Annotated in this window: 8 protein-coding genes and 3 pseudogenes; 8 read left to right on the top strand and 3 right to left on the bottom strand. The window is 56.1% G+C overall.

Annotation, left to right across the window (positions count from 1 at the left end; all coding sequences use genetic code 11):
• Positions 1–10: 10 nt before the first annotated feature.
• Positions 11–1,180, top strand: a complete 1,170-nt coding sequence (locus MUBE_RS12925; protein WP_116540851.1) for a lipid-transfer protein — start codon at positions 11–13, stop codon at positions 1,178–1,180.
• A gap of 934 nt (positions 1,181–2,114) precedes the next feature.
• Here MUBE_RS12925 and MUBE_RS12930 read toward each other — a convergent pair.
• Positions 2,115–2,975 (bottom strand): MaoC/PaaZ C-terminal domain-containing protein, encoded by an 861-nt coding sequence (locus MUBE_RS12930; RefSeq protein ID WP_116540842.1) that lies wholly within the window; start codon positions 2,973–2,975, stop codon positions 2,115–2,117.
• A 5-nt stretch (positions 2,976–2,980) separates the two neighbouring features.
• On the bottom strand, positions 2,981–4,714 hold the full coding sequence (gene kstD, locus MUBE_RS12935) for a 3-oxosteroid 1-dehydrogenase (RefSeq protein ID WP_116540852.1): 1,734 nt from the start codon (positions 4,712–4,714) through the stop codon (positions 2,981–2,983).
• A gap of 73 nt (positions 4,715–4,787) precedes the next feature.
• On the opposite strand from kstD, the gene MUBE_RS12940 reads away from it, so the two are divergent.
• Genes MUBE_RS12940 through dmpG form a run of 3 tightly spaced genes read left to right on the top strand, consistent with a single transcriptional unit; the run spans position 4,788 to position 7,563 of the window.
• A complete protein-coding gene (locus MUBE_RS12940; RefSeq protein WP_116540843.1) occupies positions 4,788–5,573 on the top strand; it encodes a 2-keto-4-pentenoate hydratase in 786 nt (261 codons plus the stop codon).
• Between the two features lie 32 nt (positions 5,574–5,605).
• Entirely contained in the window at positions 5,606–6,520 is a 915-nt protein-coding gene (locus MUBE_RS12945; protein WP_116540844.1) for an acetaldehyde dehydrogenase (acetylating), read from the top strand.
• On the top strand, positions 6,517–7,563 hold the full coding sequence (gene dmpG, locus MUBE_RS12950) for a 4-hydroxy-2-oxovalerate aldolase (protein ID WP_116540845.1): 1,047 nt from the start codon (positions 6,517–6,519) through the stop codon (positions 7,561–7,563). Before MUBE_RS12945 ends, dmpG begins: the two co-directional genes overlap by 4 nt.
• 511 nt (positions 7,564–8,074) lie before the next feature.
• On the opposite strand, the gene MUBE_RS12955 is transcribed toward dmpG, so the two are convergent.
• Positions 8,075–8,278 carry a hypothetical protein gene (locus MUBE_RS12955; protein ID WP_116540846.1) on the bottom strand — a complete coding sequence of 68 codons (204 nt, stop codon included), beginning with the start codon at positions 8,276–8,278 and terminating at the stop codon, positions 8,075–8,077.
• A gap of 201 nt (positions 8,279–8,479) precedes the next feature.
• Here MUBE_RS12955 and MUBE_RS12960 point away from each other — a divergent pair.
• From MUBE_RS12960 to MUBE_RS12975, 4 genes and pseudogenes are all read left to right on the top strand, one after another.
• Positions 8,480–9,206: pseudogene (locus MUBE_RS12960) on the top strand (SDR family NAD(P)-dependent oxidoreductase).
• A gap of 37 nt (positions 9,207–9,243) precedes the next feature.
• A pseudogene (locus MUBE_RS20530) lies at positions 9,244–9,766 on the top strand (sulfotransferase); the annotation flags it as partial.
• A gap of 161 nt (positions 9,767–9,927) precedes the next feature.
• Positions 9,928–10,077: pseudogene (locus MUBE_RS12970) on the top strand (sulfotransferase); the annotation flags it as partial.
• Between the two features lie 525 nt (positions 10,078–10,602).
• Complete coding sequence (locus MUBE_RS12975; protein ID WP_116539437.1) at positions 10,603–10,797, top strand: transposase; 195 nt, start codon at positions 10,603–10,605, stop codon at positions 10,795–10,797.
• Positions 10,798–11,135: the final 338 nt, after the last annotated feature.

An 11,135-nucleotide genomic window follows, 5' to 3' on the forward strand; every position in this document is an offset into this window, starting at 1 on the left:
GGCTTCAGATTTGCTCACTGGACGAGCAGCCATCGTCGGTATTGGCGCCACCGATTTTTCAAAGAAATCTGGCAGAAGCGAGCTGCGACTGGCTGCTGAGGCGGTGCGTGATGCACTCGACGATGCCGGTCTGAGTGCGGCCGATGTTGACGGGCTGACTACGTTCACGATGGACACTAACACTGAAATTGCCGTTGCGCGATCAGTTGGCATCGGAGAGCTGCAGTTTTTCTCTAAGATCGACTATGGCGGCGGTGCTGCATGCGCTACTATTCAGCACGCAGCGATGGCCGTCGCCACTGGGGTCGCCGAGGTCGTGGTTGCCTACCGGGCATTTAATGAGCGTTCCGGCATGCGATTCGGCCAGGTGCAAACCGGACTAGCGGGAAACACTGATAACCAAGATGATTCAACGGTGGTCGATAATTCTTTCTCGTATCCTCATGGTCTTTCGACGCCAGCTGCTCAGGTCGCGATGATTGCTCAGCGTTACATGTACCTGTCCGGAGCGACCAGCCGGGACTTCGGTGCTGTCTCGGTGACTGACCGCAAGCATGCCGCCAAGAACCCGAAGGCATATTTCTATGAAAAGCCGATAACCATTGAAGACCACCAGAACTCGCGATGGATTGTCGATCCGCTGCGGTTACTGGATTGCTGCCAAGAGACCGACGGTGCAGTCGCGATCGTCGTGACGTCGTTGGTGCGAGCGCGAGACCTCAAGCAGCGCCCGGCGATTATCGAGGCAGCGTCGCAAGGGGCCAGCCCCAATCAGTACACAATGACCAGCTACTATCGTCCTGAACTTGGCTTGCCCGAAATGGGTCTCGTCGGACAGCAATTATGGCAGCAATCCGGGTTAACACCGAACGACATTCAGACTGCTGTGCTCTACGACCACTTCACCCCGTTCACCCTGATGCAGTTGGAGGAATTGGGCTTCTGTAGTCGCGGTGATGCCAAAGACTTCATCGCCGACGGTGCGATCGAGGTGGGTGGTCGGCTACCCATCAATACCCATGGTGGTCAGCTTGGCGAAGCCTACATCCATGGCATGAATGGCATCGCCGAGGGGGTCCGACAGTTGCGTGGCACCTCGGTGAACCCGGTGCCTGACGTCGAACATGTACTCGTCACCGCGGGCACCGGGGTGCCTACGTCGGGCCTCATCTTAGGTTAGGTTCTGCGCCGAACGTGCGGCCAGCTTCATGTTCGCGGAGTGAAGTGCCGTTCTTCTTGCATCATGTGACACTGCAGTCATGGATGAGTCATTCATCGGTAGTGAGGGCTGTTGCTTGCGGTACTGTGGCCAAGAGTTAACCGTGCACTCGTTTACATGTGGCTGTCTCGGGATGTCTACGTCAATCCGAATTCGGGAGTTACGGTCAAAAGCTAAGGTAGTTTTGGGTTGGGCGTCGAGAAGTAGTAGCCGGTTTTTGGCGACAATGCCGTATGGCAACAAATGGGTAGACTACAAGAAGAGTGGTGGCGCTGATTCACGACAATCACCATCGCGTGCTGGGGTACAGGCGCATGGAGAATTCGTCGAGGAGAATAAAACCATTATGATAGCTGAGGGCGTAGTGGCCTCACCGGCAAGGACCGCGCTCGACCTCGGTTGTTGGTAACCGACAACGACTGTTGTGGTGGCTGTCGACACGTTCGCGCGAGTAATGTGACGTCAAGATCTCCGATGTCGAGTTGCTGGGCTGCAGATATGTTAGGCATCGTGGCAGCACGCCAAGCATGACACAGGTGCGCAGTCACCGAAAGAGTCCTGGTTGTGCGTTGGTTTTGATCCAGGTGAGCTTGCTACGGTCACAGAAGTAGGTTCCGGTGCTCGACGAATTTGGCAGTGTGATCGTATATCTGGACATGGGCTGGGAAGACGTGAAAGTTGTAGTCGAGTACGACGGAGAGCAGCATTGGAATGTTCGCGCTCAACGCAATCGGGATATACGTCGTCTAGGGGAAGCTACAGCACAAGGGCCAGGTTGTGATCCGGGTGGTGGCGGAGGATCGGTCCGCCGAGATCATTGCCCATGTCCACGCAGCCCATTCCCGCCAAGCGTGAAGCTAGACGCACGTTCGTCGGAAGGCGCCGGTCGAGCCGGCTAGGCAAGGACCAGCGCGACGTCGCTCAGTACAGTTGCGTTGCCCCGTGACGGTGCGACAACAGTGGCCACGAAACGGCCGTCGTTCTTCCAGATATTGACCTGCAATGCTTCCCCAGGGAACGCGACACCGGCGAAACATGCGCCATAAGCGGCCACAGCCGAAGCATCTCCGTCCAGCAGGGCGTCGGTGATCACCTTGCACGCCATGCCGTAAGTGCACAGGCCGTGCAGAATGGGTTGCGGAAAGCCTGCGGCAGTGGCGAATTCTGGATCAGAGTGCAGCGGATTACGGTCGCCACACAGCCGGTAGAGCAGTGCCTGCTGAGGCAGAAGAGGCATCGAGACTTCGAGATCGGGCTCACGCGCAGGTATCGTGTCTGACCTGGACGGCCCGCGATAGCCACCGAACCCACCTTCGCCGCGTACATAGATGGACCGTTTCTGCATCCACAGCAAGGTGCCATCCACATCGCGTACCTGGGTTTCGCTCCAGATCACCGCGGCCTTGCCCTTGTCCCAGATATCCGTGAATCGGGTGACACCGATGGCAGAGCCTGACGGTGGCAGTGGCGTGGGCACTTCGACCCATTCACTGGCGTGCAGTATTTGGTTCAGCTCTATGTCGATGCCAGGAAACTGCACGGTGGGTGGCTTGGTGGTGTGGAAGGTAGCGGCAACGGTGGCGAATGTCGGCAGAACCTGAGGTGTGTCATCTAACAGGTAGCGCAGTTCGCGCGGGTCCATTGGGTCAGTACCCGCACCCAGGCTTAGCTGGTAGAGTTGTACATCGCTACTGGTCCAAGAGAATTTGATCGGATCTAACTCGGCGCTGAGCGCAATTTCTACATCTATCGGCATGGTTCCTATTTACCAGCTTGATCGGCAATGTGCAGAGCAGCCAGGTAGCCAAATGTCATGGCCGGTCCAATAGTCCCGCCGGGACCGGGGTAGGTGTGTCCCATTACTGGAGCACTGACGTTGCCTGCGGCGTAAAGTCCTTCGATGACGCTTCCGTCGTCGCGTAATGCACGTCCGTTGAGATCGGTGCGGATGCCGCCTTTGGTGCCTAGGTCGCCGGGTACCATTTTGGCAGCGTAGTAGGGCGGATGGTTAATCTCACCGAGGTTTGGATTCGGCTTGTTGGTTGGGTCGCCGTAGTACCTGTCGTATGTGCTTTCCCCGCGGTGGTAGTCTTTATCTACGCCTACCTTTGCAAAGCCGTTGAAACGTTCTACAGTGGAGGTGAATTCATCGACGGGAAGGCCAGTTTCGCAGGCTAGCTGTTCGAGTGTATCGGCCTGGACGATCACCCTGGAATCCAGCCATTTTCTTGGAATACGTTGTCCAGGACGAAGTCCGGCGAAAATATAACGATTTCGGTACTGTTGGTCAAATACTAACCACGCTGGAATGTTTTCACCCGGACCCGGCCCCTGACCGTGTTTTCCGCCATACATATGGTGACAGGCTTCGACGTACGGCATCGATTCGTTCATGAACCGCTTCCCCGACATGTTGACGACGATCGATCCGGGCGAGTTTCGCTCTGACAATGCAAACCACGGTGTGTCTACCAGCGGAATCGTTGGACCCCACCAGGCATCTTCCATCAGATCCAATGCGGCGCCAAGCTGTTCTCCGGCGACGATGCCATCGCCGGTATTGGCTACAGCGCCGACCGTCCACTCTGTGCTGATTGGCGCGCGCTGGTATTTTACCCGCATCTGTTCATTGTGTTCGAAACCACCGCAGGCAAGGATTACCCCATGTCGGGCCCGGATCAACTGTGGCTCAACTGATTCCGCGTCGCCACTGTATGCGGTATAATGGTCGCCACTGTGTGCGGTATAATGGACATAGACTCCGCGTACCACGTCGTTCTCGACGTGGAGATCGGTGAGTGCGGTGTTCAGTTCGACGGGAACACCGGCCTGCTGTAGTCCGATTCGCAACGGTCCGATTAAAGCTCGGCCCATACCGACGAGATTTTTGCCAGTTGCCTTTGCCCATACCGTCCGGGCAGTGACTTTCAGGCTTCGCAGCACACCGCGCGGATGTCGCTTCAACTGGTTCAGCAGCACGTAGTCCTGTTGCATAACAACCACATTGCGAGGAACGTTGCCATAAGCAGGTTCGAGTCTGTCCTCATCAACACCGAGCTTGCGGGCGTTGAAAGGCTTGGGCTCGATCGAACGGCCGCCGGGGCGCCCACCCGGTGTTTCGGGGTAGTAATCGGAGTAGTTCGGCACCCAGCACATCTTCAGTGGTGTGTGTTCCAGTACGAACGAAAGCATTTCGGGTCCGCGCTCGAGGTAGGTGTCGATGCGCTGTGGCTCGACCCCGCTGGTCAACATGTCGCCGATAATGCCGTGCAGATAGGTGCGGGCCGCCTCAGCGGTGTCTCGCACGCCGGCGCGTTCAAGGACCTCGTTGTTGGGAATCCAGACACCGCCGCCCGAGCGCGCTGTTGAGCCGCCGTAGTGCGGAGCCTTTTCGATGACCACGGTCGAAAGGCCCCGGTGTGCAGCAGCGAGTGCAGCTACCATGCCGGCGGCCCCGCTTCCGGTCACGACGACGTCGACATCCCGTGCTGTCATGTAGAACATAGTATAGAATTACTAAGTAAACTTACCACTGGCCTGGTCAAACAGACGAGGGGAGTTCGGTTTAGTGCTCAGTGTTGCGATCCGTGATGAGCTGGCTGCCGATTTGGCTCAAGCTGAGCGCAGCGGCGATCCGATCGCTCCGCTGACGGCCGCGCACCCGGACATTGACGTCATCGACGCCTACGAGATCCAATTAATCAATGTCCGTCATCGGGTCGCAGAAGGGGCTCGGGTGCTGGGCCACAAGGTGGGGTTGTCGTCGTTGGTGATGCAGCAGATGATGGGGGTCGACGAACCAGATTATGGTCATCTGCTCGACGAGATGCAAGTATTCGAAGATATCCCTGTCAAGGCAGCTGGATATCTGTACCCGCGGGTAGAAGTCGAAGTAGGTTTCATCTTGGCTGCCGACCTTTCGGGGGCGGACTGCACCGAGGACGACGTGCTGGCGGCCACCGACGCCCTGGTCCCAACCATCGAGTTGATTGATACCCGGATTATCGACTGGAAGATCGCGCTGTGCGACACCATCGCCGACAACGCTTCGTCGGCGGGTTTCGTGTTGGGGACTGCCCAAATATCGCCGGCCGATGTCGATGTCAAAACGATCGATGCAGTGCTGAGGCGTAACGGTGAGGTGGTCGCCGAAGGTCGCAGCGATGCGGTGCTGGGAAACCCGGTTACTGCAGTGGCTTGGCTAGCTCGCAAGGTCGACAGTTTCGGGGTTCGGTTACGCAAAGGTGACATTGTGTTGCCTGGATCGTGCACGCGCGCGATCGACGTGCGCGTCGGGGATGAATTTGTCGCCGATTTCAGTGGGCTGGGTTCTGTTAGGTTGTCGTTCGAATAATTTTCAATATCGAGAGCAGCAAAAGGAACAGCATGCCGGCGAAGGCAAGTGTGGCGATTATCGGATCGGGAAATATCGGTACCGACTTGCTTTATAAGTTGCTGCGATCAGAATGGTTAGAACCGCGCTGGATGGTGGGGATCGATCCGGATAGCGAAGGGTTGGTGCGCGCGGCCAAATTAGGCTTGGAGACGGCCCATGAAGGCGTCGACTGGCTACTGGCGCAGCCCGACAAACCCGACTTGGTGTTCGAGGCAACTAGTGCCTACGTGCACAAAGTTGCGGCGCCAAAATATGCGGCTGCAGGGATACGGGCGATTGACTTGACGCCGGCTGCGGTGGGTCCGGCGGTCATCCCGCCGGCGAACCTGCACGCGCATCTGGATGCGCTGAACGTGAACATGATCACCTGCGGGGGGCAGGCAACTATTCCCATCGTGTATGCGGTATCGCGTGTTGTGCCAGTGACTTATGCCGAGATAGTGGCTTCAGTTGCCTCTCTTTCTGCGGGGCCGGGCACTCGGGCCAACATCGACGAGTTCACCAAGACCACCAGCAAGGGTGTCGAAGCCATCGGTGGGGCCGCGCGAGGCAAGGCGATTATCATCTTGAACCCTGCTGAGCCACCAATGATCATGCGCGACACCATTTTTTGCGCGATACCGCAAGGTGCCAGTCGCGATGCGATTGTCGCTTCAATCCGTGACGTGGTGGCCGAGGTGCAGACGTACGTACCGGGATACCGATTGTTCAACGAGCCGCAATTTGACGAGCCGTCCATCAACTCCGGCGGTCAGGCTGTGGTAACCACGTTCATCGAGGTCGAGGGCGCCGGGGATTATCTACCCCCATACGCCGGTAACCTTGACATCATGACAGCGGCGGCCACCAAGGTCGGCGAGGAAATCGCCAAAGAAACGCTTTCCGTCTCAGGAGGGCTGCCATGACTGGCATGTGGGATGTCCGGATCACCGACACTTCGTTACGTGACGGGTCACACCATAAACTGCACCAGTTCACCAAGGGTGAAGTGCGAGCGATCGTTGCCGCCCTCGATACCGCTGGCGTGCCGGTGATCGAAGTTACCCATGGTGACGGATTGGGTGGGTCTTCGTTTAACTACGGATTTTCCAAAACTCCCGAACAGGAATTGATCAAACTTGCAGCGCAGACCGCCAAAGACGCCAAAATCGCGTTTTTGATGCTCCCCGGTGTAGGAACCAAGGAAGATATCAAAGAAGCACAAGACAATGGTGGATCTATCTGCCGAATCGCCACCCATTGCACCGAGGCCGACGTGTCAATCCAGCACTTCGGTTTGGCCCGCAAATTGGGCCTGGAAACTGTCGGTTTTTTGATGATGGCTCACACCATTTCTCCGGAGAAACTGGCTGCTCAGGCCCGTATTATGGTCGATGCTGGTTGCCAGTGCGTATATGTTGTTGATTCCGCTGGTGCCCTGGTACTCGACGGTGTAGTTGATCGGGTATCAGCTCTGGTTGACGAAATCGGTGAAGACGCCCAAGGTGGTTTCCACGGGCACGAGAACCTCGGACTAGGAGTTGCCAACTCGGTGGCGGCGGTGCGTGCAGGTGCCAAGCAGATCGACGGAAGTGTACGTCGCTTTGGGGCAGGTGCAGGCAACGCACCGGTCGAGGCCCTGGTCGCGGTATTCGATAAAATCGGGGTCAAGACCGGTATCGACTTCTTCGATATCGTCGATGCCGCCGAAGACGTCGTGCGGCCAGCCATGCCGGCCGAATGCCTGCTTGACCGGAACGCGTTGATCATGGGCTATTCCGGGGTCTATTCCAGTTTTCTCAAACACGCCATCCGTCAGGGCGAACGCTACGACATACCCACTTCTGCATTGCTATATCGCGCGGGTCGGCGCAAACTCATTGGTGGGCAGGAAGACCAACTCATTGACATCGCTTTGGAAATAAAGCATGAGCAGGGCAGTGGCCAGGTCGTAACGCACCGTGGGTAGCACCAAGGGATGAGTTAAAATAGCGGTTTTGTTCATTTGTAACTGGGTGGCTTGTGGTGATGGCCTCTGGGCATCGGCAACAAGCGAGGATGGCCGACAGGCCGTTGCGAGATTGACGTTTTGCAAGCCTACCTCGAGGATGTGCGCGTGATTTCCACGCCGGATAGCAGCATTGTCTTCACCCTTGAGTTTCCAGGTTCTCAGTGGCAAGTGCATTGTTGCTGTCGTGCCCGACAGTCAGCTGGTGTTTGACGATCGTGAGCTCGAGATCGCTGAGGACGATCGCTTCGAATGACGGCTACGCCTGAGCGGACTGATGATCGGCGAAGTGTGCGGCAGCATTGTATTACAGCGATATCTCAACTTGTGGGCCGGATTAACGATGCGGCTTCAGCTTCCGCAATGGCTCTATCGTCAACATCCCCGGTCAAAACCATGGTGTCGCTCCGGTTGACTCCGGATGACGGATTACCCAGTACTTATCGGCCGGGTGTTTCGACTTGCGGCACGATCAAGCGTTGGTGGTCATAGTGCCGGCCATACTCCCTACCTCGGCTTGCGGCGGGGAAGTATAGTGTACATCTCGCTGAACTACATCAACCACCAGACCTTGCTGAATGCCAGCCGGGATCAAGTGGACCCGGACGACAAAGTCCGCATCGTCGTCGCCGATCAGAATCCAGGAATAACCGCTTAGGTCGAAAAGCTCGGTCATCGGCGTGGTTTTTTGCAGTTTCGTTGGCAGTGGATGTCGCGTCAGCCGACCGACGCCGACGGATTCGCTGTCGAACTGATCGACTTCGACACCATATTGGCCCGGCCGCCGTGTTTTGCGTACAACAAGATTTTCGACGATAAGTACTAAGCATTAATGATACTGCGAAAAGCAAACTTCTCTCAGAATACTAGGGTTATGTTGTCAGGGATGCTCAAGCGAAAGGTAGTAGTCATCAGCGGCGTTTGCCCTGGCCTTGACACCACGCTGGCTCGTCGATGTGCGTACGTCAGCGCCGATCTGGTGCTGGCGGGCCGTGACACCGAACGGCTGGATGAGATCATTAAGCAAGTCACCGAAATCGGTGGCCGGGCGGTAGCGGTATGCACTGACATTACTGATGGCGATCAGGTAAAAACCTCGTGGACTCTATCCCTGGCGGTCTAAGGCAAGGTTGACGCTCTGATCAACAACGAATTTCGGGTACCGTTGATGAAACCATTGATCAGCAACACATTTCGGTATATAAGCGACGTGATCGAGCTCAGCGCGCATGGGGCGTTGCGGCTCATCCAGGGTCCATTCCGGAGCTTGCGGCGGCGCAAGGATCGACCGTCAACGTCAACTCCATGGTGCTTTGGCGCTCGCAGGCAGAACACAGCGCCTAACAGAATCGCCAAGCCCGCTTTGTTCGCTATGTCGCCGGTCGTTTGGCCACCAAACTCAGAGAGAAAGGCATCTGTGCCACCCTAAGGTACATGGAGTGAGACATTGTAAGGGCTATTTCGAGCATCAGGTCAGCAAATGCGGAGACTAGATCTACCAGGCCACCGTAGTGGCTTTCGACCTCAAATGGCTGTCTACTGAGGGCGAGGTAGCGTTGACGGTCTTTTTGGTCAGGGATCTGCCCAGCAAGATCGCCGTGTAGAATCTAGACGTCGACTCCTGAGAGTTAAGGATACCTGATGGCCGATCGAACTGATGTTGGGACCGTCGACAAACTGCATACATCTGCCAACAAGCTACAAGCTAATTGGGCTAGAAGATTCCGGTACTGACGATTTCGATTACTGCGAAGCGCTGACGATGCTATTGGAACTGTACTGGCGGGAAACCAGTTTTAACCGTGTTGGGCAGCAAAATGAACCGGTTCTTCCTACGCGGGGTACTGGTCGTATGGCTGCTGTACGAAGCGGTGTGGAAGCAATATCTCCAGCATGCCGACGTCGTCATCGAACGTCCGATCTTCGTCACCGGGCTAGTACGCATCGGCATGACTGCGCCACATTAGCTGTTCGGCACCGATCCGAGTGCATCAGGGTTTGTGCATGTGGTTAGCAGAGTTACCGCAGCCGTGTCCACTGCGCGAAACCGGGGAGTCAAATTCGCTGTATCGTCAACTCGATCCGTGGTTCATCGATGTAGTACGAAGAAAAACCCGGATACATCGACCTGTATTTCATGGTGGCATCAGACATGGAGAAGTGCTGACAGCTGCTTCGGCATTCGCTGTATTCGGTGTATTACGGAGCTCTTTTGCACCTCAAAGGGTTACGCGAAGTAGCTGTAGTAGCAGGACTAGAAGTCATAATGTTAACTGAGCTGCAATAACTTTCAGAATATTTGGCTATGTGACTGACGACAAGACTGTGATGCTGAAGAATTTCAGCCATCTGTTCGTGCTTGATGTTCTGATAGCGATGTATCACGATGCACTTGTGGTGCAGACTAATCTGGCTGTCGAGATGACTGTGTCCTCAATGTGCTTGCTAGCTCAACACACCACCGAAGGATGGTCAGCCAACGTTAATCGTTTTTTGCTACTTGACTGGGTAGGGGTGTTTTGATGTTGGTCGGCGTGTCTTATGGGGTGAGGGGCCCTTGGCTTTTGGAGGTCTAGGTGTTGCTAAGTGTTCAGCTGATGAAGGGAGCTAAGGGTTGTGACCGGGGTGATGACATTGTTGTTTAGGCTGCCAGGAGTTATGGGTGGAGCGTGTCTAACACCGTGACAATGAGCCGTCAGCGCCAGGGTGTCCAGGATATGGAATGGTCTTCACGTCCGGCCAAGGAATATGTGAGCAGTTCACCGATAGATCTTTCTATTCTCTACGGTACAGAGCTAATCCTGGCGTGGTAGCGCAAGACCTGATCGCGGTGCACGCGAGGTTACTGGTAGCGTTGTGCTGCAACGGGCGCCGTGTGGATTGAACCGGTTTTGTGGACCTGGCCGGCAATCAGGACCTGTTGGGACAGGTTGTAGGGCCGCACCGCGAAACCCGGACATCGACTAGTTTGCCCAACGTGGTTCCTAGTTTTGCAATGGCATCAAATCCTTAGCCATCGATCCGGCCGCGGGCTACACGTCGGCGATCCACGCCGTGCTGCCGGGTGCCACGCTTGTTGTCGGCCATCAGGACACGCTCGCTAACGATGCACTGACCAAAGTACTCCGCCAGGTCACCTGGGAGCTGCGGGATCGCCGCGGCGACAAGCTTGATCCCGAGTGGGTCAATCAGTGACGCTTACTCAACTCTACGAGAACGACTATCCAACAAGCGCTTTATCAAGATATGGAACTAGATCCACGTCTAGAGGATCCCAGCGTCCGAGATCCTCTAGACGTGGATCGCCAAAAAATAACCGTACACCTTATCGTCTATCGTGCGGCTTGGCGAGGAACCGCATCTGACAAGACATCGCCTGCACCGCTTCCTGACGTGGCGCCTTGACTCCAACACCCCAGAACTGATCATCCGGGCTGGCACCGTCAACACTTGGTGATCCAAGATCAACCCGTTTCACCACCACTGGCATTACCAACTCACAAACCGCGGGCTACAACAACCTGACCAAGCAG

Origin of the sequence: Mycobacterium uberis (genome assembly GCF_003408705.1) — a bacterium.
GTDB classification, from domain to species: Bacteria; Actinomycetota; Actinomycetes; order Mycobacteriales; family Mycobacteriaceae; genus Mycobacterium; species Mycobacterium uberis.